This window comes from Klebsiella sp. 141240, from assembly GCF_050600805.1.
GTDB classification, from domain to species: Bacteria; Pseudomonadota; Gammaproteobacteria; order Enterobacterales; family Enterobacteriaceae; genus Klebsiella; species Klebsiella aerogenes.
In genome coordinates this window covers 69,432-92,698 of record NZ_JAQIRK010000003.1, presented here as the reverse complement: position 1 = coordinate 92,698, position 23,267 = coordinate 69,432, and the positions used below count along the sequence as shown (strand labels likewise).

The 23,267-nt window shown below is 50.1% G+C and carries 20 protein-coding genes and 1 pseudogene; 4 read left to right on the top strand and 17 right to left on the bottom strand.

Translation table 11 applies throughout. The features are described from left to right. Positions 1 to 2: 2 nt before the first annotated feature. From PGQ95_RS06255 to PGQ95_RS06230, 6 genes are all read right to left on the bottom strand, one after another. Positions 3 to 1,712 (bottom strand): OmpA family protein, encoded by a 1,710-nt coding sequence (locus PGQ95_RS06255; protein WP_348854739.1) that lies wholly within the window; start codon positions 1,710 to 1,712, stop codon positions 3 to 5. Between the two features lie 3 nt (positions 1,713 to 1,715). Then, positions 1,716 to 2,369, bottom strand: coding sequence for a type VI secretion system protein TssL, short form (tssL, locus tag PGQ95_RS06250; RefSeq protein WP_411325013.1), 654 nt, complete (start codon positions 2,367 to 2,369; stop codon positions 1,716 to 1,718). Then, positions 2,366 to 3,706: a type VI secretion system baseplate subunit TssK gene (gene tssK / locus PGQ95_RS06245; RefSeq protein ID WP_087859418.1), complete on the bottom strand. Its 1,341-nt coding sequence runs from the start codon at positions 3,704 to 3,706 to the stop codon at positions 2,366 to 2,368. Before tssK ends, tssL begins: the two co-directional genes overlap by 4 nt. 15 nt (positions 3,707 to 3,721) lie before the next feature. Further along, positions 3,722 to 5,257 carry a type VI secretion system contractile sheath large subunit gene (gene tssC, locus PGQ95_RS06240; protein ID WP_087859632.1) on the bottom strand — a complete coding sequence of 512 codons (1,536 nt, stop codon included), beginning with the start codon at positions 5,255 to 5,257 and terminating at the stop codon, positions 3,722 to 3,724. 41 nt (positions 5,258 to 5,298) lie between these two features. After that, positions 5,299 to 5,790, bottom strand: a complete 492-nt coding sequence (tssB, locus tag PGQ95_RS06235; RefSeq protein WP_087859417.1) for a type VI secretion system contractile sheath small subunit — start codon at positions 5,788 to 5,790, stop codon at positions 5,299 to 5,301. A gap of 526 nt (positions 5,791 to 6,316) precedes the next feature. Next, positions 6,317 to 7,699: a carbohydrate porin gene (locus tag PGQ95_RS06230; protein ID WP_087859416.1), complete on the bottom strand. Its 1,383-nt coding sequence runs from the start codon at positions 7,697 to 7,699 to the stop codon at positions 6,317 to 6,319. Between the two features lie 594 nt (positions 7,700 to 8,293). Here PGQ95_RS06230 and PGQ95_RS06225 point away from each other — a divergent pair. After that, the gene (locus PGQ95_RS06225; protein ID WP_308958413.1) at positions 8,294 to 9,733 is read left to right on the top strand and encodes an MFS transporter; all 1,440 of its coding nucleotides are present in this window, start codon (positions 8,294 to 8,296) and stop codon (positions 9,731 to 9,733) included. 43 nt (positions 9,734 to 9,776) lie between these two features. Then, the gene (locus PGQ95_RS06220) at positions 9,777 to 11,456 is read left to right on the top strand and encodes a glycoside hydrolase family 43 protein (protein WP_430917326.1); all 1,680 of its coding nucleotides are present in this window, start codon (positions 9,777 to 9,779) and stop codon (positions 11,454 to 11,456) included. Between the two features lie 184 nt (positions 11,457 to 11,640). On the opposite strand, the gene PGQ95_RS06215 is transcribed toward PGQ95_RS06220, so the two are convergent. The 3 genes and pseudogenes from PGQ95_RS06215 to PGQ95_RS06205 all read right to left on the bottom strand — a co-directional run bounded on the left by PGQ95_RS06215 (position 11,641) and on the right by PGQ95_RS06205 (position 13,462). Next, positions 11,641 to 12,201, bottom strand: a complete 561-nt coding sequence (locus tag PGQ95_RS06215) for an Ail/Lom family outer membrane beta-barrel protein (protein WP_113373183.1) — start codon at positions 12,199 to 12,201, stop codon at positions 11,641 to 11,643. A 165-nt stretch (positions 12,202 to 12,366) separates the two neighbouring features. Beyond that, entirely contained in the window at positions 12,367 to 12,546 is a 180-nt protein-coding gene (locus PGQ95_RS06210) for a hypothetical protein (protein ID WP_430917324.1), read from the bottom strand. An 8-nt stretch (positions 12,547 to 12,554) separates the two neighbouring features. After that, positions 12,555 to 13,462, bottom strand: a pseudogene (locus PGQ95_RS06205) (LysR substrate-binding domain-containing protein). A 141-nt stretch (positions 13,463 to 13,603) separates the two neighbouring features. On the opposite strand from PGQ95_RS06205, the gene PGQ95_RS06200 reads away from it, so the two are divergent. Continuing rightward, entirely contained in the window at positions 13,604 to 14,533 is a 930-nt protein-coding gene (locus PGQ95_RS06200; RefSeq protein ID WP_430917322.1) for an aromatic alcohol reductase, read from the top strand. A gap of 115 nt (positions 14,534 to 14,648) precedes the next feature. Here PGQ95_RS06200 and PGQ95_RS06195 read toward each other — a convergent pair whose 3' ends face one another. The 4 genes from PGQ95_RS06195 to PGQ95_RS06180 form a co-directional block, all read right to left on the bottom strand. Continuing rightward, the gene (locus PGQ95_RS06195; RefSeq protein WP_259678458.1) at positions 14,649 to 15,242 is read right to left on the bottom strand and encodes a TetR/AcrR family transcriptional regulator; all 594 of its coding nucleotides are present in this window, start codon (positions 15,240 to 15,242) and stop codon (positions 14,649 to 14,651) included. A 247-nt stretch (positions 15,243 to 15,489) separates the two neighbouring features. After that, positions 15,490 to 16,359 (bottom strand): aldo/keto reductase, encoded by an 870-nt coding sequence (locus tag PGQ95_RS06190; RefSeq protein WP_113373179.1) that lies wholly within the window; start codon positions 16,357 to 16,359, stop codon positions 15,490 to 15,492. Between the two features lie 366 nt (positions 16,360 to 16,725). Next, complete coding sequence (locus PGQ95_RS06185) at positions 16,726 to 17,928, bottom strand: multidrug effflux MFS transporter (protein ID WP_430917319.1); 1,203 nt, start codon at positions 17,926 to 17,928, stop codon at positions 16,726 to 16,728. Between the two features lie 375 nt (positions 17,929 to 18,303). Further along, complete coding sequence (locus PGQ95_RS06180) at positions 18,304 to 19,095, bottom strand: SDR family oxidoreductase (protein ID WP_430917317.1); 792 nt, start codon at positions 19,093 to 19,095, stop codon at positions 18,304 to 18,306. 147 nt (positions 19,096 to 19,242) lie between these two features. Here PGQ95_RS06180 and PGQ95_RS06175 point away from each other — a divergent pair, with 147 nt between their 5' ends. Beyond that, positions 19,243 to 20,136 (top strand): LysR family transcriptional regulator, encoded by an 894-nt coding sequence (locus PGQ95_RS06175; RefSeq protein WP_086630276.1) that lies wholly within the window; start codon positions 19,243 to 19,245, stop codon positions 20,134 to 20,136. Between the two features lie 33 nt (positions 20,137 to 20,169). On the opposite strand, the gene PGQ95_RS06170 is transcribed toward PGQ95_RS06175, so the two are convergent. From PGQ95_RS06170 to PGQ95_RS06155, 4 genes are all read right to left on the bottom strand, one after another. Further along, the gene (locus tag PGQ95_RS06170; protein WP_430917315.1) at positions 20,170 to 21,159 is read right to left on the bottom strand and encodes an aldo/keto reductase; all 990 of its coding nucleotides are present in this window, start codon (positions 21,157 to 21,159) and stop codon (positions 20,170 to 20,172) included. Between the two features lie 26 nt (positions 21,160 to 21,185). Next, positions 21,186 to 22,037 carry an aldo/keto reductase gene (locus PGQ95_RS06165; protein ID WP_430917313.1) on the bottom strand — a complete coding sequence of 284 codons (852 nt, stop codon included), beginning with the start codon at positions 22,035 to 22,037 and terminating at the stop codon, positions 21,186 to 21,188. A gap of 206 nt (positions 22,038 to 22,243) precedes the next feature. Beyond that, positions 22,244 to 22,726: a DMT family transporter gene (locus PGQ95_RS06160; RefSeq protein WP_430917311.1), complete on the bottom strand. Its 483-nt coding sequence runs from the start codon at positions 22,724 to 22,726 to the stop codon at positions 22,244 to 22,246. Positions 22,727 to 22,734: 8 nt separating this feature from the next. Further along, positions 22,735 to 23,169: a DMT family transporter gene (locus tag PGQ95_RS06155; RefSeq protein ID WP_079774349.1), complete on the bottom strand. Its 435-nt coding sequence runs from the start codon at positions 23,167 to 23,169 to the stop codon at positions 22,735 to 22,737. Between the last annotated feature and the right edge of the window lie 98 nt (positions 23,170 to 23,267).

Here is a 23,267-nt window from a genome sequence, read left to right as displayed (position 1 = left end):
AATTACTCCATTTCATTTTTTGACGCGCCATCATCCTGAGATGGCGCAGGTGTGTTGTCTGACGCCAGACAGGCGGTCGCCTGTGGTACCAGACTGATTTCGACACGACGGTTCAGCGCCCGGCCTTGCGGCGTGTCGTTGCTGGCGACAGGACGGCTTTCGCCATAACCCTGCACCGCAAAACAGCTCTCCGGCACATCGCCGGTGTCACGCATCCAGTTGCGCACAGATTCCGCACGTTTCAAGGACAACGCCCGGTTTGCAGCATCATGTCCGACGCTATCGGTATGTCCGGCAACTACGATAAGCCAGCCAGGTTTTGCCTTAATATTCACCAGTGAATTCACCAGCAGCCTGGTGGAGCCGGGTTTCAGCGTCCATTTGCCAATGTCAAACAACGACATGCTATTGAGACGGATAGTTTGTGGCCCTTGTATAATCTTTTTGATTACTGGCCGGGGCGGCGGCGGCGGCGTCCAGTTATTAATCGCGGTTTCAAGCAGCGGTATCAGCCGTGCCCCAGGATAGAGTCCGAGCCCGTAACGCAGCGGCTCGCCGCGCCGCTGCCAATCGTCCAGTAAACGGCTGTCGGCCTGCAGACGCCGTTGCGCCAACAGCTTGGGCGCAGGTGGTGTTCCACTAAGCTGCTGATACGCAGCCAGATGGTCGCCAATGCTATCCAGCAGCCGCTGGTTATTAATAAAAGATGCCAGCATTGCCAGCGCCAGAAAGAGGAAACATGCCCCCCCAAACAGGCGCGCGTCCTGCATGCGGCGACCGATCCCGTGATTGCGGGGTAAATAAGAAAGAAGGAGATCCGGAAGCGGTAATATTCCGCTTGTTTTAGCGCATGCCGGGGAGAGCGAGGTCACCTCAGCAAGCTGCTGTTGCCACATATTCCCGGCGCATGCCGCTACCGGCGTAAGGCAGATACCAACGGCGGAGAAGCCCAGGGGAGGAAGCTCTCCCTGCCGGACGGACAAAGGTTGAAATATATGCTTCGCCATTAGCGCCAGGATACTGTCTAACCAGAGTACGTGCCCAAGAGCTGACGCGTCATGTCCGTTTGCCCGCTGCCATTCGGCAATCGGTACCGCCACATCGTCATTCTGTCGCACCTGCATTCCCGCTAGTTCAGGCGTTACCGTGAACCAGCGGTGCTCGTCTGCGTTCTCGAGGCTTGGCGGCGAAACCCAGGACACGCACCAGACCGGCGGTTTGCCATTCAACCATGTCCGACACAGCCCAATACTACGACGCCATCCCTGCAAGAACTGCGTAAAGCGCTCAGCGCAGTCGTGAGATTCCGGGGTGATTGCCAATAGTACGGAAACCTGCGATACCAACGCAGGACGCGCCGCTGACAGACGCTGCGCCAGCAGGGGGAGCTGTTCCGTATTTGCCGCCCGTAAATACCAGGCTTTTTGAGTTTCGCGGTAAGCCGTGTTAGCTGGAAATAAAGTGAGGTTATCGCCGCAAACCAGCACCACCGCCCCCAGGAAATTCTCCGGCGGCAGGTCAACTACGCAGATCTGTCCCGCTAGCAAATGACGTCGACGATGCTGGCGCCAGAGCTCGGCGCCGCATATCAATAAAATACCGGCGCAGAGCACCGCTCGATTACCGGCGGAAAATGAGCAGAAACCCAGCACCAGCCACAGCGCCAGTATGGCGGCAACGACCGTGAGTAGACCACGGAATCCAATGCGCATGCCTTAACCTCGCCCTGCTATCTGTAATACCATTTGCGATAACACAGACGAGAAGGTGAACCATAACCCAGCCAGTACAACGATGCCCGCTACCCAGCCCAGCCAATAGCGGCGGCGACCGCTGCGTAGCCTCGCGGCCCGAACCACTACCGGCGCCTCCTGCGTCAGTGAGAATGGCGGTACCCGCTGGCTGAGCATCCGTACCACATCCTCCCGCCGTTCGTCGTCAACGGCGCGATATGCTCCGACAAAACCGAGTTGTAGCGTTCTGAACAAGCAGGTTAGCACCATGACATCAGCGGCTGGTTCACGCAAAATCGCACGAATGCGATCCCACAATTCTTCTCCGGCATTCAGAGTCCCGAAGAATTGCGCCTGCAGAGGGTCCTTGCGCCAACGGCGATAGCCGTCATCCTGTAGGTCGCGGTTCAACACGCTTTCATCAAGCAGTGCGCAGTAGGCATAGAGCATCCGTTCGCTGTTTGTCGTGCTGACCCCGGCCTTCGTCAGAAACTCGCGAGCCTCAGATATCCACCGACAGGCGCGGCGATACAGCGCATCGCCGTCTTTAATCTGCTGACCGTTACGTAACTGGCTAACCATCAACCAGCCTGGATAAAAGACTCTATTGATCATATCGATATCAGGCGTTTTCATGAGCGCAGCACCGCAAACAGTTCAAGTTTCACTTCACCGAGAGACTCCGGGGTATAAAACGTACAGTTTCCAGCTTCCAGCATGGTGCGAGCCGCATCTGTCGACAGATCCAACGCAAAGTATTGGTTTTCCAGCCGTAAGGGAATTGCAGCAGGCACATGACTCAACGGTTTTATGACTATGCCGCTGAGAGCAACATTCACGACTTCTGACACATCGTCATGGCTACCAGCCTTACACAGCTGCGGAAAACGATTCTGCAACTGGTAATTAGGCATCGAAGAGCGTACGGACAGATAGAAGTCCGCGCCTTCGCGCAGCCGCGGATCGTGTAATTTCCCACGCCAAATCTCCCTGTCCGCGCCCTGCTCCAGCGCGATGGCGATGACACGGGACGGCAGGCTGGCCTCAAGTAAGCTATCCAGTAGCGCAAACAAAGGCGGGAAAACTAGCTCCGGAGATTGGTGCTGGTAAAGGGGAATATCCTCCACGTGGTGTTCGAGGGAAAATGTCAGCAAACTCCCCGCAAGCCTTACTAGTTCACGGTATAACAACTCCGGATGACGCGAGGGCGTTTGGTGTAATTCGGTCAGCACCGGCGCCATGCTATTCAGCGCGTTAAGCAACCAGAACAAAGCGACGTCCGCTACCGCAAAATCAGCCATCCGTTCGTTACTTTCCCGGCGCATAGCCATCAGGCGCCCACGCCGTATCTGCAGGCGATGCAGTAAATCGCCAAGTTCGCCGACCAAGGTTGGGCAAGCGGATAGCGCCAGCATCGGCGGAATAAATCGCCGATCGAGAGTCCATACTCCCTGCGCATTGCGGATGAGCCTCGCGACCGGGCATGTCAACCATGCGTCGTTTTCCTGAGTGGAAACACGTAGCGTTAGCCCATGCCGCAATACCGCCAGTTCGCTACGTTCGTGGCCCGCAAGTTCCTGTACGATTACCCTCTCGGATCGCCAACGATACGGACGAACGCTCTCTTGTCCGTCGTCGAGATTACCGCCGCTGGCACTGAGCAGCGGTAAGCACAGTAAAACATCAACGCTTTCCTGTTGCAGACCCGAGAGATCGCAGACCGGCGGCAAGGTATCGGCCAGATCGGTGTCAATCAGCGTACCGTCCGTAAAACGAACCACCAGACGAGTGGCATTGAGTCGGGATAACGCCAGCGCACCTTCATCAAACTCAGCCGCCAGTACCCCCCAGGGAAAACCTAGCGCCATCTTTGAGACCGTATCCGCAACATGAGCTTCCCAACGAGACTGCTGCTGGAACTGTTGCGGCGTCAGAAAGGCGCCATCACTCCATAACGGACGGTAAATCTTCATCACACCTCCTGTACGTTACGCTTTTGCCTTCGGCATCTGGCTAACCAGCGACAAATTGACGTCCATACCTTCAACCTGGAAGTGCGGTACCGCATACAGCTTCACGCGGAAGAAACCAGGATTATCCTCAATATCTTCCACTACCACTTTCGCGTCTCGCAGCGGGTGAGAAGCCTGCAGTTCATCGCCCGGATCGGTCATCTCAGTCACCAGGCCACGAATCCAGGTGTTGAGCTCGAGCTCAAGCAGGCGTCGGTCCTTAGTGGTACCGATGTTTTCACGTTGAATCAGCTTCAGGTAATGCGCGATGCGAGACAGCAAGAAAATATACGGCAGGCGCGCGTTGATACGGCTGTTGGCGGTCGCATCAGCGGTGTCATACAGCGCTGGTTTTTGAGTAGAGTTAGCCGAGAAGAAACAGGCGTAGTCGCGGTTCTTGTAATAAGACAGCGGAATGAAGCCCAAATTAGCGAATTCGAATTCGCGAGTTTCCGGGATCATCACCTCAGAGGGGATTTTCACCTGGTTGCCCGTGCCGAGGTCGTAGAGGTGAATAGGCAGATCTTTCACCGCGCCGCCCGCCTGCGGGCCACGGATTTGTACGCACCATCCGTTCTGGATGAAGCTGCGGACCATATTGGAAGCAAAGGCGAATGATGCGCTGGTCCAAAGGTATTTTTCGTGATCCGGACCTTTAACCTGTTCTACGTAGTTAAAACTGCGTACCGGTACGGTATCCGGACCATATGGTAGTCGACCCAATACGCGCGGCATCACCAGCCCGATATAGCGGGCATCATCAGTTTCGCGGAACGATTTCCACTTTATATATTCGGCACGATCGAAGTAGTTGCCGATATCTTTAATCGCCGCTACTTCTTCCATGGTATCTTTCATAAAGAACGCAGGCCCAACTGCGCCGATAAACGGCATATGGGCAGCCGCGGAGACTTTAGAAATATTGCGCAGCAGCGTCATATCCTGCGGGCTGGCATCAAACTCATATGCCGAGATGACCGAACCGATTGGCTCGCCGCCCGGGGTGTCATATTCCGCCGTGTAGGTATGCCAGTACAGACCACTCTGAATCAGCTCAGGCGCGTCTTCGAAGTCCTGGCGGAGATCATCCTTGGAAACATCCAGAATTTCGGTTTTTACGTTCTGACGATAATCAGTGTTGTCCACCAGCTGTTTTAATCCCCGCCACAGAGATTCCACTTTCTGGAATTCCTGATGATGCATGACGACATCAAGCTGACGGCTAATTTGATAATCCAGTTCGGCGATATGGTGGTCTATCAGCGTTTTGTCGAGCTTTTCCACCTGTTTGCCAGATTGGCGGATGCAGTCCATAAAGACCTGCATCGCAGCCGTCAGGCGTTCGCCTGCCGTCGCATCTGACAGCACGGTATCATCTAAAAAGGCATTAATATCTCCCAGGCTTGATGCTGGGCTCAGATTAATTTTTTCAAACAGGGAAGCGTATACCCCCTCTTTGTTCAGTACGGTCGTCTGCCCCTGAACGAGGCTTGTTTCAGTATTTACAGACATCAGCATATTCCCGGTTAATCCATTAAAAGAGACGATCCAGATTATTTCTCGGCAAGCGCATTCATTTCAGCGCGCAATTCGTCGGACAGTGCCGGATCTTTAAGAATTCGCTCAAGCTCTTTTCTGAAAGTTACGTTATCAAGTAGGTTTGATTTGAGATCACGCAATAAATTACGCATCGCCAGCATGGCACGGAGTTGAGGTATTTGCCGGGCCACCTGCTCTGGTTCAAAATCTTTTATATTGGAAAAGCTCAGTTTAATGCCTTCCTCTGAACCGTCTCCCGATAGCGTATTTGCAACAGTGAGGTTGACCTCCGGGTTTAATTCCGAAAGTACATTGTTAAAATTATTTTTGTTGATATCTAGCTTCTGGCGCTCAGCTAGTGGCCGATGTTCTTTGCCATTGCTGAAATCGCCAACGGTCAGGAGTTTAAGCGGCAGCTCAACTTTCTTCTGCGCCCCTCCGGTATGTAACGCCAATTTTAAATTGATACGTGCCTTTGGCACCTCATTCTGGAATGAATCAGCCATAACGCTCCCTTTTCCTTAAGGAATGAATGTGGAGGAAATCTCATTTGGTCAAAAGTCATGTTTGAAAAAACCCGCACAATATAACAAGCGCGTCATTCTAAAATCCAGCGCAAATAAGATTACCAGTAATTTAACACAAACACTCACAGCACCAGACGCTATAAAGTAGCGACACTTCACAAAAGAATGTTGACGAATAAAACAAAGACAACATAAAAACCCAAAACAATAGTGAAAGGCAGTTTTTTATATAAACTCATTGTTTTTATTGGCGCAGATCAATATTCCCCTTGAGAAATAATCATGATCAATGCATTAAGTCATCACAATCTTTAAATCAATAAACATCGCAGAAAATATATAATTAAGGAAATTATTAAAACGCAGAGTTATAAAATTATTCGATGGAAACGGATTGGTTGAATTGGAGTCAGAAAAAGAACGGCCATCTAGTCCGTATAAGATAAAAGAATTAATGAACAGGCTGGCATAGGCCAGCCTGATTTTTTGTTAAATCCATCAATTTTTAGAACCATGCCTCAAACATACCGCCGATGTTCAGCGAATCCAGTCGCTCGTCGCTGGTGCCGTCTACTTTCGCGGTGTGCTCGTTATTCACCTGACCGCCGGTAACATAGAAGCGCAGCATCGGGCGGAACTCCGGCCCCATGCCGATGGCGATATTCTGCGACAGCGTCAGCTTCCAGCCGTGGTTATCCCCGCCCTGGTCGTAGTCAACGCGCTGGTAGCCCGCTTCCAGCCAGGTCGAGTGCACATCGTTCCAGAAGTACATCGGCCGGACGATCGCACCGTAGTTTTTACGGTTGTCGGTATTGTCCTTGCCGTTGTCGTAGTCGTGGAAGGCCAGCAGATATTCGATCTGCGCCTGCTGGGTGAATTTATGGCTGCCCTCAAAGCTGGCGTAGACCGTGGTCAGGTCGTCGGTTTTGTTGTAGACGCTGTTATCCGAGTTGTCGGAGTAGCGCAGGATCACCTTATTCACCCCGCTGTCGTTGGTGTGGCTCAGCACCAGCCCGCCCTGCCAGGCATCGAGGCGCGCGTCGCTGTCCACCGCTTTTGAGTCAAAGCCATAGTTGGCATATACCTCGACGTCGATCGGCCCGGCCTTGATGTTGTGGGTTTTGGTGGTCAACGCGTAGTGGCCGTTATCGCCGGTATCGGAGCTGCCGGTACAGGTGATGCGCGACGGGTTGGTCTCGTCGGCCATCACTTCCGGGCTACAGGATTTCACCTGCGACACCGTCGCCACGTCGAACTGCACGCCGCCGATATCGAAATTCTTCACCCCGGCGCCCTGGCCGTCGTGGTTCATCCAGAAGTAGTCGTTGATCCCCTGTTGCGGGCGCTGGTGGAAGTCGCGGCCGGCCCAGATATAGGCGTTGGGGTTGGATTCGAGGACGTTGGTGACGCCGACGTAGGCTTTTTTCAGGTTAACCTCGTCGCTCCAGTGGTCAAACATGACGTTGAGATCCCAGATGGCCCCCTGCGTGCTTTTGAACGCTTTGCTGATCTGGAATTCGCCACCGTTGCTTTCGTTGCCGAGACGGCCGATCGCCGAGGCGCCGTTATAGGAGCCGTCGACGCCGACATATTTCTGGTCGCCGGTCTGGAAGTGGGCGCCATAGCGGGCGTAACCGCTAAATTTCAGGCCGAAGGGGATCGCCAGATCCGGCGAAGCGGCGGTGGTTTGCGGGTTGGTAATAACATCGACCTTTTTATTGGCCGCGGCGTCGATTTTCGCCTGGCGGTCGGCCAGCGCTTTATCAACCGCTTTCGCGACGATGGCGTCGATCTGCTCCTGGGTAAACTCTTGGGCTGTTACAGAGGTAAACGGAGAAAACGCGGCGATGACCGCCATAGTTAATGGAAGCTTTCTTATCATTGTCATCATTATCTCAATAGAGGTTAATTTTATTCAGGCAATAACAACCTCACTCTGGCCACGCAGAATATGTTGCTACTGTGAGAACAATTTAATTTTTATTTTGTACGGCTACAGAGGTTTTATACGAATAACGTTCTCCTTTCCCACAATTAAATTAATGATTAGCGCTAAAACAAGCAACGCCGCAGAGACTTGCCGCATGGATTTCATTGTATGGTGAACAAAACTATTAATCGTGCTGCACTTGACCTAAGATTGCATGAACGCTCCAATATTGGTGGATGTAAGAAATGTAACAACTATGACACATCCTGTATTCTATAAACCGGTTGCTCAATTACGTTATTTCACTCAGCGATTGAGAAAACACTCAAATGTGAGCCATCTCGCAAATATCACTTTCATATAATCAACATCATAAAATCCATATAGAGTACAGAGATAATGCCAAACGACCTTTGCTTTGAGGATCACAGAAGTAAAAAAACATAATTAATTAATTTAAAAACGTAATAGATTCTTCGAGATCATTTGTGTCAGAAAGTGTTTCACATTCACACAACAAACCGGAGTCTGCTCAGAATGAGTAAAAACATAATGCAAAATCGCAATGATGAATATCATAAATTAACTCGCGGGGAACGTATTGGCTACGGTATGGGCGATTTTGCGCAAAACCTGGTTTTTGGCACGATCGGCGGCTTTCTTGCTCTACATATGTTGACGGTAAATACGATCAGTACAGCCACTGCGGGGTTCATTTTTCTTTTTGTCAGAATCATCAATGTTTTTTGGGATCCGATGGTTGGAACCTATGTGGACAAAAGGACATCCGCGGCAGGGAAATATCGTCCCTGGCTATTAAGAGCCGGCGTGCCGCTAGTGATCCTTTCCGCTTTGCTTTTTGCCCCTATTCCGGGCGTCAGAGGCTCCGTACCGTTTGCTTTTATCATCTATTTAGCGCTGGATTTAGTTTATTCCCTGGTCAATATTCCTTACGGTTCTCTTAATGCCTCGCTAACAAGAGACCCGGAGTCGATTGATAAATTAACCAGTACGCGAATGATGCTGGCTAATAGCGCCAATCTTCTGGTGTATACCCTGTTCCCAATGTTCGTGCAAATGGCGTCACCAAAAGATCGTAGCCTAAAGGATACTGGTTTTTTTGGCATAGAACTCAATCTGGGAAACTATACCGACCCATCCGCGAATTACGCATGGTTCGGCGTCTACTCCGTTTATATGTTATTAGGCGCGGTGGCACTTTTTATTTGCTATAAATTCACTAAAGAACGTGTCGTTGCAACCGCAGAGCAGACGGCAAACGTCAAAACAACCGATTTGTTCCTTGAGCTCAAAAATAACCGCCCCCTTGTCATTCTTGGATTATTTTTTATGCTGGCCTTTACCTTCATGTTCTTTATGAACACGGTTAATGGCTTTTTCAATCAATATGTGGTTGGTCACTCTGAGTGGATGGGTGCCGTTGGCCTGGTCGCCTCAATACCGGGTATTGCGTTCCCCATTTTTTGGCCAAAACTCAAGAAAATTTTTGGAAAGAAAGGCTTCTTCCACATTTTCCTGGGGATGTTTATTGTCGGTGAGTTATTAACGTATGTCTGGTCACGGGAAGGTATGCACGATGCGCTGTGGCTTGCTTATATCGCCACATTTATTAAACAGTGGGGCTTAACCTCAGCCACCGGATTTATGTGGGCACTGGTACCTGAAGTTATTGCCTATGGCGAATTAAAGTCTGGTAAGCGAAATGCGGCAATCATCAACGCCATTATGGGACTCTTTTTCAAGATTGGCTTTACCATCGGCGGAGCCATTCCTCTGTGGCTGCTGGCCGTCTATGGTTTTAATGAAACCGGCGCACAACAAAGCGCGAGCGCTATCGACGGGATCATGATGACAGCGGTTTGGATCCCCATCGCCTTAGCGGTTGTCTCGATGATCGTCATGCAAATTTATCCTATCTCAGACAAACACGTCGGCGACATTAACCGCCAGCTTGATGAGATTCGGGTGTAAAACCAATACGAATTAAATTTTAAATTTATAAAGGTGTAATGATATGTCTCTTATCCAAAACCCTATTTTGCGTGGTTTTAATGCCGACCCCAGCATTATCCGTGTTGAGGACACCTACTATATCGCCAACTCAACGTTTGAGTGGTTTCCCGGCGTCCGTTTGCATGAGTCAAAGGATCTACAGCACTGGAATCTGCTGCCGTCACCATTGTCGACCACTACTCTTTTAGATATGAAAGGCAATCCGTCTTCAGGCGGCATCTGGGCTCCGGCGCTCTCTTACGCGGATGGCAAATTCTGGTTAGTGTATACCGATGTGAAAGTCACCGAAGGTGCCTTTAAAGACATGACAAACTACCTGACTACCGCAACAGATATTCGCGGCCCGTGGAGTTCGCCGATAAAACTGAATGGCGTAGGTTTTGACGCTTCACTTTTCCATGACGATGATGGCCGTAAATATATCGTGCAACAGACGTGGGACCATCGGGAGTACCACCATCCTTTTGATGGGATTACCTTAACAGAACTTGACACAACAACTTTAAAATTAATGCCGGAAACTGCGCGTACCATCTATCGCGGTACCGCGGTGGCGCTCGTTGAGGGACCGCATCTCTACAAACTGAACGGTTATTACTATCTCTTTGCCGCTCAAGGGGGGACGGTATTTACTCATCAGGAGGTGGTTGCCCGTTCCACGACGTTAAACGCGGACAGCTTCGAAACTGAACCAGGAGAAGTATTTTTAACTAACGTTGATACCCCGGACAGCTATATCCAGAAGCAAGGACACGGCGCTTTGGTTTCGACGCCCGAAGGCGAGTGGTATTATGCTTCGCTGTGCGCGCGTCCGTGGAATCGTCCTGGGGAATCAATCTATGATCCTCGCGGCTGGTCCACGCTTGGCCGGGAAACGGCTATCCAAAAAGTGTACTGGGATGAAGATGGCTGGCCGCGCATTGTAGGCGGTCACGGCGGTAAAACGTTTGTCGAGGGGCCAAAAGACGCCATTTATACTGAAAGCGCGAAAGATAATAGCCAGCACGATGAATTTACAACGCCAACGCTTAATCTTAACTGGAATACCCTGCGGGTCCCTTTTAGCAAAAAAATGGGTACTACAGGCGACGGAAAGCTCACCTTAATCGGCCAGGGATCATTAGCGAATACCCATGATCTGTCGTTGATTGCCCGCCGCTGGCAAGCCTTTTATTTTAATGCCCAGGTTAAAGTCGCCTTTAATCCTTTCAGTTACCAACAGATGGCCGGATTAACCAATTACTACAACGATCGCCACTGGAGCTTTGCTTTTGTTACCTGGAATGAAATTAACGGAAGAGTCATCGAGGTTGCCGAGAACAATCGCGGAAAATATACTTCGAACCTGAAAGATAATGCGATTAAGGTTCCTGACGACGTCGAATACGTATGGTTACGGACGAAAGTCAGAAAGCAGACCTATAGCTATGAGTATAGTTTTGACGGCGTCGAGTTTATTGAAATTCCGGTAGTTTTAGATGCCGCCGTTCTTTCTGATGACTATGTCCTACAGAGCTATGGCGGTTTCTTTACCGGGGCATTTGTAGGGCTTGCGGCAGTAGACTACTCCGGCTACGGCGCCAGTGCTGATTTTTATGATTTCGATTATCAAGAGCTTGGCGACTCGTTAATTGGCACGGATGTTTATAGTTGGGAGGCCGGGGAACGACGAGCTAATTAACCAGCACTGCGGCGGTTTAAAATCACTACAAACAGGAACTGGCCTGGCAAGCCGGTTCCTGACCAACTGTGACACCGCCAGACTCCTCCGGCGTAAACCTGTCACCTCTGTTGCCCGTTTTGTAGGCGGGCAATAAAATTCTCCCGAGCGGAAGATCCGACCGGGAGGGAGGCTGTTTTTATTATCAGAAACGATAGCCAATGCCAACGTTAAAGCCATTAATTGAGTAATTACCTGCCAGGTCGGCCTGAGTTCCTTCATATCCGATATTAACGGAAAGGTTCTCCACAGGATTAATAATCACACCGGCGCCGTAAGCGAAAGAGGTCGATTTTTCAGAGATATCTTCATAATTAGCGGTAACATCTCCTGCATTTATCCATTTCGTCGAGCCTGTAGCTTTAACATAGGCCGCACCGCCCAGCGCATATAACGAGACATAATTGTTAATGCGGTACGCTGGCCCCACGAGTAAGGAGTAGTATTTCACATCGACACTATTTTTTATTGAGTCGCCATAGTATAAATAATTCTGCTCACCGTCGCCCTGCATATAAGAAAAAGAGGCAACGACACTTAACGTGGAGTTAAACTCATAACGATATTGCAGATTTACACCATTGATATCATCAAAGTCCTGCACTTTACTTTGCGCATAACCGATTGATACCGTATGATTATCAGCAAGCGCCATGCCGCTTGCCATCGCCGTTGTCAGTAATACCGCCACACAGATTTTATTCATATGTATAGTCCCTTAACATTAATCCTTAAAATATAATATCAGCAAATACATTACGCAGTACTCAGGCTTACTATTTGCGCTATGCATACTGAAATAAAACCACGAACAATTCTATACCTTGCCTCGAAAATAATAACAATTAGGATTTCGTTTAGACGGAGCTGATTATATAAAAACCATAAACAATGACGTTTTATATATTTTCGGAAGCCTGGTACTCTTCTTATCCCCTGCATTTTTTGCTGTTTTTTTAATCCCCACACAGATATCCGTAGCGATGCATTTTTTAGCTTCCGCCAGCTTTCTTCTCACTTCAGCAACGCTAGTTTGAATCAGCCATGCCACGATTTTAATCATCCGTTAATGGTTTGATGCAAAACCGCTCTGCTCCACTCATAAAAAGCGCGTACCGAAGGAGGAAGATAGCGGTTTTGCGGATAAACCAGAGAAAGCGGTAAATCAAAAGAGAGGTGCTCCATACAGAGAACGAGCGCTCCGCTTTGCACATAGGGCGCAACCAGATAGCTGGCGACACGAATCAAACCAAAGCCTTGTATTCCAGCCTGGATGTAAGCGTCAGTATCATCAACTATCAGCGTCTCTTTCATACGGAGCGCGCAGTCACCATACCATCATCCAACGTAAAAAACCAGTCGGTGGTACGCCCGGAGCGATGATTCAGGTAGCCAACGGCGTGATGTCTTTGCAGGCTGTCTACGTTATCCGGTTTACCATGGGCGGCAATATAGTCTGGCGAAGCCAGAACCATCCATCTGAAGTTCGCGAGCGGGCGGGCGACCAGCGTCGTTGAATCTTCGATCCTGCCGGCGCGGATCACGCAGTCATATCCCGCCTGAATGATGTCTTCGACGTTATCACTGGAACAAAGTATCAATTCCAGCTCAGGATACTGATGCAGAAATGCAGGCAGCCGGGGAAGTATGCAATGGCGGGCGAGCGACTGCGGCATTCCAACTTTGAAACGGCCTCTGGGTTGTGCAGACCTGCCGGGAAATGAAGACTCCATCGTCGCAATATCAGCCAGCACCTTTTTGCATTCATGATAGTAACGTCGGCCGTCGGCGGTCACGCTGAGTTTGCGGGTGGTGCGTTGTAATAGTTGAATACCCAGGTACGTCTCAAGTTCCTTAACGACCCGCGATACCGTTGAACGCGGTAGTCCCAGCACTTCTGCCGCCCTTGCGAAGCTATGGACATCTACCACGCAAACATAGACCTGCATTGATTCCAGCTTATCCATATACCCACCGCGCCTGAACGCATTGATTATCCCATTTATACGAACAGTCTAACCTGCATTCATTGTCTTATCGAATACAGAACACTGACATAACCTCTCTCTACTCGCTAGTAACCGGCGATTTACCAAAAGAGGTTCAATATGAAAGAGCGTGATATTACAACGGGTGAAAAAGTATTAGTGCTTGGCGCGGGACAACTGGGCGCTGCTGTGCTGCACTATCTGCTTCCAGAGGTCATAGCGCGTAATGGCAGCATCTGCGTTATTGTGTCGCCAGGCGCCATGGATGAACAGGGCAAATTGTTTTCTGATGTTCATCAAAAACTGGCTGACGCGGGAGCTGAGTTTATCTCTCTTGATGTCGCCGCCAGCACGACTGAAACGTTAACAACCTGCTTTATGAATTTTGAGACCATTATCAACTGCATGGGCTTTGTCGCCGGTCCCGGAACACAGATAAAGATCGCACACGCCGTCGTGGATGCTGGCGTTAACCGCTATTTCCCCTGGCAGTTTGGCGTAAATTACGATGTGGTAGGTAAAGGCAGCGGTCAGCCCGTCTGGGATGAACAGTATGACGTCAGAATACTGCTGCGGGCACAGAAGACAACGGAATGGGTCATTGTTTCAACCGGCATGTTCACCAGTTTTCTCTTCGAACCCGCATTTGATGTGGTGAACCTATCTGAAAAAACCATCAAGGCATTAGGAGGATGGGAAACTCAAGTCACTGTGACATCACCGGAAGATATTGGTCGGCTAACCAGCGAAATTTATTTGCATCAGCCGCGGATCGCTAACGAAGTGCTCTTTGTCGCAGGAGAGACGACTTCTTATGGAAAGCTGGCTGAAACGGTTGAACGCGTGACCAAACACACCTTTGACAAGAGCGTATTAACACTCTCAGGCTTACTGGACGCCCTGCATTTAAATCCTGACGATCCGATGCTTCGCTATCGCGCAGCTTTCGCGCGAGGAGATGGCATGTGGTGGCCAATGAGCGACACCTGGAATGTACAGAATCATATAGCGACCCAGGATATTGAAGCCTGGCTTAAAACCGTTATTTAACTCACACAATACTGTAGCCTGGTCCGCGACAACACCGATGCTCACGCGCAGTTTTACGCCCCGCAGAGAGGTGTCGCGCGGACAAACCTTCTCACCCGCAGAAGCAAGGCCTGTATCACCGTGAAAGTACTTGCCGCAGCGCCAGCCCCGCCAGGCGCACGGTTTCCAGTAACCGCTCCAGGCTATCCCCTGCCCGCGCTTTCGCAGAAAGGCCGGACATCAGCGTACTCATAAAGTCAGTTAAGCGAACGGCATCCTGCGGATATTGCTCCGCAATATAGTTCCGAATACTCTCTTCGGCAGCAACATGCAATTCACAAGCCGCTTCACGTGCCTCAGGATCGTTGCAATGGGTTCCTTCCAGTACCAGGCAACCAGCAGCGCTCCGGTCGGCAACGTAGCGCCTTGCCGCCTCATGCAGAACATCAATCAAACATTCAACCACCGGACGATCGGCACGTAAAAGCGTCGCAAAAGGGATTGCGCCGGTGCGGCTATAGCGATCCAGTACGCAGGTATATAACCCAAGTTTACTGCCAAAAGCGGCATAGAAGCTGGGCGGGTTAATCCCGAACGCTTTTGTCAGGTCGGCAACGCTCACCGCATCATAACCTCGCGAGTGGAAAAGGTGTTGCGCCGTTTCCACCGCCTGCATTGGATCGAACTTACGTGGGCGCCCTGGGGTTCGATTCGCTTTCGTCGTGCTCACGACATTACTCCTTGAAGACATGATCTTTCGAAGCATATTGTAATCGTTATTACAATATCATAAGAAACAGGTCTAAGGTCATCCAACGATACAGATGCACTGAAGAAGTGGTGGGTTGGTTTACAACGTTCGGCTTACTTTTTCTCCGCGTTTTTGGCTGCGGTTGTCGCATTATTGCAGGCAGCCACTTTTGTACCGTGGGATAAATAGTACTCCGCTATCCGATCTCGCGCCCTTTTCTACCCGCTCAGTCATGGATTTTAACCCCCAGACAACCGCGAACAAATTCAGGATTAAAATGTTTCACCGCTTCACCCACATAGCCTAAATCCAGCGCGCTGATTTGCGCCATTTCGCTATCAGTCAATGAGAAATCCCAGAGGGAAAAGTTTTCTGCAATACGTTCCTGCCGGGTAGATTTAGGAATTACCGTGACACCGCGCTGCACGTTCCAGCGCAGAACAATCTGAGCAATGGTTTTTTGATGGGCAGCGGCAATCCCCTGAAGCATTTCATCTTCATACGGTTTATGTCTTCCGCCGCCTAACGGCGCCCAGGCTTCAGGCTGAACGTTATAGCGCTTCATGGTTTCCAGCGCGGCGGGTTGCGCGAAGTAAGGATGTAATTCTACCTGGTTCACCATAGGCTTAATTCTGACGGTTTCACAGAAATTGGCTAAGACATGCGCATAGAAGTTGGATACGCCAATGGCTCTCAATTTACCGGCTTCATAAGCCTGTTCCAACGCGCGCCAGGCGCTGAAATAATCGCCCATGGCCTGATGCAACAAATAGAGATCAAAGTATTCCAGACCCGATTTTTTCAGCGACGCCTCGATACCGGCTTTGGCCATATCGCCGTTGGCCATGTCCTGAACCCACAGTTTTGAGGTAATAAATAATTCCTCACGGGTACACAGCCCTTCGGCGATGGCCTCACGAACCGCGTCACCTACGGCATCTTCATTACCGTAGACGGCTGCGGTGTCAATAAGGCGATAACCGGTACGAATAGCGCTTAACACCGACTGCTTACACTCTTCCTTATCGGTGACCTTAAACACGCCAAAACCGACCATCGGCATTTTGAGGTTGTTACTTAATACTGAGTATTCCACGGCAAAGCTCCCGTTATGTTAAAACACCATTTTAGGCGAGGAACGCCACCATGATTAGCCCGTCATTCATGATTTGACCTATGCAGTGAATTCATAAATACAGACAGGTTATTTTGGTAAAGGCGCCAGAACCCCAGGAAAGAATCAGGACTCAGCGATCAGGTTTATTACCCTGACTGTAAAGTAAATGACAGAGATACTCACTCAAGGACCAACCTCTACGTTCTGTATGATCCGGCCAGGTGACCCCATTTCAGGGGTACCAGGAAATTAAGTTGGCGATGTCAGAAGCGCCGGAGAACACCACAGAAAAATGATGGCAAATAAAACGCGGATCCCCTGAAAACGCAACGGACCGTTCCGCCATCAATGCACTTTTCGTTTGATTACCATCACCAGGCTCAACAGTGTAAATACCATCATGATCCACGACATTGTCCACGGCGTGCCGTCGCTCATCGCCGAGAGTAAAAGCGATGACACAATCCCGCTGCCGTACTGCAACGAGCCGATCAGCGCAGAAGCCGACCCCGCCATATTGGATGGCACGGTATCCAGCGCCGCCGCCGTCGATGCTGCGGCAATAATGCCGTTCATGGAGAAAAAGATAAAAATCGTCACGACCATCATCGCCATGCCGCCAGTCTGCATTTTCGCGCCAGCGGCCAGCACAACAGTTGCCAGAGCGGCAACAAGCGCCGCAACCCGCAACAACGTATGCAACGGATGACGCTGCACCAGACGGCGATTAATGGAGCTCAGTCCCATCACACCAATGATATTGATGCTAAACAGCCAGCCGTAATGCTGTGGGTCAACATGGAAATAGCTGATGTAGACAAACGGCGAACCGGCAATAAAGGCGTAAGCGGCCACGTAGAAAAAGCTGACGCAGAGGGTATAACGCATAAATTCGCGATTCTGCAGTAACGAAATATAGTTGCCGAAGGCGCTGCTCAGCGGCGTTGTCAGTCGCTTTTCACCCGGCAGCGTTTCCGGTAACCACCAGAGCGCAATAAACATCGTCCCACCCAGTACCACCAACAGCCAGAACACGGCGCGCCAGGAGGCAACGGTGACAATCTGTCCGCCCAGCAGAGGGCCAATCACCGGCGCGATAGCACTGATGATGACCAGCGTCGAAAGCATTTGCGCCGCGCGCGTGCGGACATAGAGATCGCGGATCATCGCCCTTGCCAGCATTGGTCCGGTACAGGCACCAAAGGCCTGAAACACGCGCCAGAAAACAATCTGCGGCATACTGGAAGACATCGCGCATCCGGCTGAACCGATCACAAACAATACCATGCCGATAAACAATGGCACGCGGCGCCCGATACGATCGCTGATTGGTCCCCAAATCAACTGCGCCAGCGAGAACCCTATCAGAAAACCGGTAATGGTCAGCTCCACATTCCCCTGCAATTCAGAGGCCATCATCGGCATAGAAGGCAGATAAATATCGGTGGAAAGAGAGGTAAAGGCCATTAATGCGCCGAGAATAACGATAAAAAAGACGCCGGATGTCGCAGCGCGCCCTGCCGGAGAAATGTTTTTTTGCTTGTTCATAATGTCCTGATAATGTTCTGATGGGGAAAATCGTAAACGCGTTACCAGCATTCATCGCAGGGAATAGATCAATGCGGCAGAGGCTGAAGTTTTGTGAAGCCGCGCCCCAACCGGGACGGGCACCGCAGAAATTCTCGCTGAGACTATGCTCATCTCTTCTTTCCATCTGCATAATTTATTTGCTGAGCTGCAGATACGGTATTTGCAGAAATAAATTCTATGACCAATGTAGTAATAAGCAGTGTTTTCATCTCTAATGACTGTTTATAAAATATATCTGAAGCCGGACACATATCAGGAGAAACCTTCTAAGTCTGTATATTTAAATATACAAACCTCAGCTATCATAAGACTGCCCACTATTTAACAAAATTGTCAGGCTTTTTGATTGGTTAAATTTTTTAAATTGAAATTCAGCTCGTTAATAATGCACTCAGGTTCTTCCACGAGTGGCATATTGTCCATATCTAAAACCCCATCATTTTTTTGCAGATTATCCGCCTGCAGGTCTGCAAATAGAGGCGTAAGATCCTGCTGCGCTTCGCCTCGTTCAGCCACTAGCTCAAACGTTTTATTTTTTGCCGCGTGGTTGCCCAGGGCACTGACCAGAACCCTGGCGATTTGCTCCCGGGATATCACACCATCTTCTGGTGTTCCTGTATGGCGTCGATCCCCCTGGAGCATAACGATTTTGTGCTCATCATCATTGTTGTAATCAAACCAGCCGGGCCTGACGATGGTATAGGGGTGACCACTGGCCCTGACCAGACGTTCGGCACGCCTTTTCCAGTCATGAACTTCAGTGCGTTGATTCCAGATGCTGAGCCGTTCAGTTACGCCTATCGTGGTCATTAAGGCGATGTGAACAGTCGTCTCCCTGAACATTCGGACAATGTTACGCACACCGCCGTAATCTATCGCTCTGGCGCCAATACGCCCCTGTCCATCTGAGCCGAGCGTAAAGACGATGGCATCAATATCTTTTGGCAGATCGATGAGAGTTTCAGGCATTGAAACATCGCCGTAAAATACCTCCGTTCCACGAGGAAGCAATTTTACTTTGCGCCTATTTCTGACCAGCGCAACGGGCTGATGGCCCATTTCAATAGCGATATTGACGACATGAAGGCCAATGCTTCCTGTTGCCCCCGCCACGAGTATTTTCATGATAAACCTTCTGAAAGTTCAGACTTATTTTCGATACAGTCAGAATATCAATTATCATTATTGTCAGTAATGGGGCTAAAATGATTGTGTCTATGAACCCCCTTCATGAATGCATATTGAAGGGTATGCTCCCCTAGGAAATCACCGATGCTCAAAGAAAACTTCAATGAACTCCAGATCTTTCTTGTGGTGGCAAGAGAGCGAAGTTTTACCAAAGCAGCGGGTAAGCTCGGTGTGTCTCAGTCAGCTCTCAGCCATGCGATGAAGGCACTGGAGGAAAGGCTAAATATCCGCCTTCTGACCCGCACGACACGAAGCGTTGCCCCTACAGAAGCCGGTGAGAGAATTATTGCCTGCCTTGAACCCCGTATCGCCTCCCTTGAGCAGGAGCTGGAAGCGCTGGTGCAACTCAACGGCACCGCCTCCGGTAATATCCGTTTATCCGCCGGGGAGCATGCTGCGCGGAGCGTGGTATGGCCAAAACTGAAACCTTTCCTCAGGGAATATCCGGAAATTAACCTGGAGCTGGTGGTCGATAACGGTTTTGTCGATATTGTCGAGGGGCGCTTTGATGCCGGGATACGACTGGGTGAAAGCGTTGATAAAGACATGATTGCGGTGCGAATTGGCCCGGACATGCGCATGGCTATTGTCGGTGCCCCATCCTATTTCGCCACGAACCCTGCACCTCACACGCCGCACGAGCTACAACATCATCGCTGCATCAATATGCGGTTACCGACTGCCGGTGGTCTTTATCACTGGGAATTTGAGAAGGAAGGAAAACCTTTACGGGTCAGAGTTGAAGGACAGGTAACGTTTAATCTGCAGGCGGAAAGGCTTGATGCGGCCTTATCTGGTTTTGGCATCGCCTGTATACCTGAGGACAGGGTGCAGGACTATATAAAGTCAGGAGAGCTCATTCAGATTCTGCAGGAATGGTGCCCTTCCTTCCCTGGATATTACCTTTATTACCCCAGCCGCAAACAGCATCCACCGGCCTTTGCGCTGATGATCGATGCGCTTCGCTACCAGGAATAACGGGTCCGCCATTCGTGCGGACCCGCCCGGCTATTAACGACCCACGCGAGCCTGATGCTCAGGCGAGTAACGGTCGCCGACAATTTTAATTGACTCAAGCGCCTGGGTTATCTGTCGCAACGCATCCGGAGAAAGAATGATGTCAGCAGCCCCCAGGTTTTCCTCCAGCCGGTACAATTTCGTGGTACCAGGGATGGGAACAATCCACGGCTTTTGCGCCAGCAGCCATGCCAGCGCGATTTGCGCAGATGTCACACCTTTTTCTGCAGCCAGTTCACCCAACAACGAGACCAGCTTTTCATTGGCTGCAATCGCCTGTTCGGCGAAGCGTGGCACACGGCTGCGGAAATCATCCTGACCAAACGTCGTTCCTGACTTAATCGCTCCCGTCAGGAAGCCTTTGCCTAACGGACTGAATGGCACAAAACCGATACCCAGTTCCTCCAGCAATGGCAGGACCTCCTGCTCAGGTTCACTCCACCACATGGAGTACTCGCTTTGCAGGGCTGTGACGGGTTGTACCGCATGCGCACGACGAATGGTTTGCGCACCCGCTTCGGACAGACCGAAATGTTTGACTTTGCCTTCCGCTATCAGGTCTTTCACTGTTCCCGCAACCTCTTCAATCGGGACATCCGGGTCGACACGGTGTTGATACAGCAGATCAATGACATCCGTCTTCAGGCGGCGTAATGATCCTTCCACCGCTTCACGGATATGCTCCGGACGGCTGTTTAAAATCTGCTGCTTGTTGTCCGCACCGAAGGTAAAACCAAACTTGGTGGCGATGACCACGCGGTCACGAAATGGTTTTAAGGCTTCACCGACAACCTCTTCATTAAGGAAGGGGCCATACACTTCAGCGGTATCGAAGAAGGTGACGCCACGTTCAACTGCAGCGCGAATGAGCTCGATAGCCTGACGCGTATCGGTCGCCGGGCCATAGCCGTGGCTTAAGCCCATGCAGCCGAGCCCAAGCGCGGACACTTCGAGTCCTGATTGACCCAGATAACGTTTTTGCATTGATTAATTGCCTCTTTTATCGCGACTTAAACATCCAGTTTGCGACCGGCCAACCATTCAACTCTGGCAGGATCGCGGTGTGAGAAGAAAGCACTTGTTGCGGTGTCGATAGCGGTAATCTGCAACATATCTTCATCACTCAGTTCGAAATCGAGAATGTTGATGTTCTCTTCCATGCGTTCTTTTCGCACTGTTTTTGCCAGCGAAACGATGCCTCGCTGGAAAATCCACCGCAGCACAACCTGTCCCACGCTTTTACCGTACTTCTGGCCAATCGCCGTTAATACGGGATGCTCAAACAGACCATTTTTACCTTCTGCAAACGGCGCCCAGGCTTCCGGCTGAATACCCCGGCTTTGCATCCACGCCACGGGATGCAGCTGTTGGTTGAAGGGGTTAACTTCAATCTGGTTTACCGCAGGGACAACGTTGTTGAAAGCAATAAGATCGGCCAGTCGGTCAGGATGGAAGTTGCTGACGCCAATGGCGCGAATTTTGCCTGCCTGTTGCAATTCTTCCATGGCACGCCACGCCCCATGGACATCACCATAAGGCTGGTGAATCAGGTACAGGTCAACATAATCAAGTTGCAGCCGATTCAGGGAGCGTTCGAACTGTGCTTTAGCGCCTTCGTAATGAGTATCCTGAAGCCATAGTTTGGTAGTTACAAAGAGCTCGTCACGGGCGATACCGGTCTGTTGCAGTGTATTCCCGACCTGGGTTTCATTCTGGTAAGACGCGGCGGTATCAATCAGACGGTATCCCGTATCGATGGCATCGATAACGGCTCTTTCGCATTCAGCGGCATCCGTCATCTGGAAGACACCAAAGCCCAGCAGGGGCATTTCAATACCGTTGTTCAGTTTTACAGTTTGCATCACGTTATCCTTTGGCTGTTGTCCAGGAAAAGCATAACGCAAACTGATTTATTCGATTAGATGGAGGAATTAGCTAGGGTTTATTAGGTGTATTCATCAATTTGGCGATATTAGCTCTGTATATCATCAACGGAGCATTTACCTTCCATAAGGGATGCAGATATTTTTAGTCCGTATCCCTTATAGATGAACGAGACTGATTCTATTTAGCTCGATGACAGAACGTCTTGTTTTAAGGCGGTCGCCTTTACTTTATTACTTGAATAAATGAAGAAAAGTGCGATACCTAAGCAGACGATGGCACCCAAACGACTCATCGAAAACGAAATGGATTGATTTCCCAACCAGCCAAAGTTATCGATTAACATGCTCATGGTTAACTGTCCGAAGATCACGGCGACTGTGGCAATCGCGGTCCCTATTCGTTGTACGGCTAAAACCATGATAACGATATAGGGTACGCCAAACATGGCACCCAGCAGTTGCCATTTAGGGACATCCATCAGTGTAACCAACTGTTTTGGTTCAAAAAAGAAAATAAGCAAAGCGGTGATAATTGCGCCTACGGAAAAGGTCAGGAACGCGCTTTTAAATACCCCTACCTGACTACCCAATTGTCCATTAATGGCCGCCTGAATACTCAACATGGAGCCGCCTATAATGGCTAAAACGATCATAATAAATGTCATAGTCTAACTTATCCTCTGGCAACCAGAATTAATGCTGCGATGATAAAAATAAGGGCGATAATTCGCTTGCTGTCTATTTTTCTACGGGGTGTACCGAGTAAACCAAAATGGTCTATTATCAGGCTCTTAAATACCTGACCAGCTAAGATACCGATCATCGTCATCGCTATCCCAATGACTGGCGTGGCCACGGTCAGAATAACGACATAAACTGGCCCGAGTACGCCACCAAGTAGCTGCCACCCAGGCAAAGAGAAAAATGACGGGCTATTGCGTGGGCTGAAAAAAAGCATCAGCAGGAAAGTCAGTGCAGCGCCTACGCCAAATATGCTGAACGTTGCCCATAAATCACCAACCTCCCCCCCTAGCGGCCCCAGTAAGCCTGCCTCGACTGACAGCCCCATACCGCCAGCGATAACTAACAAAATCAGTACAAATTGCATAGCAAACAATCTCCAGATGTGCAGGCGATGAAGACTACGCCTGAACATGAATGAGAAAAATGCCATAATGCAATAAACACCTGTGCAGGAATTGCATT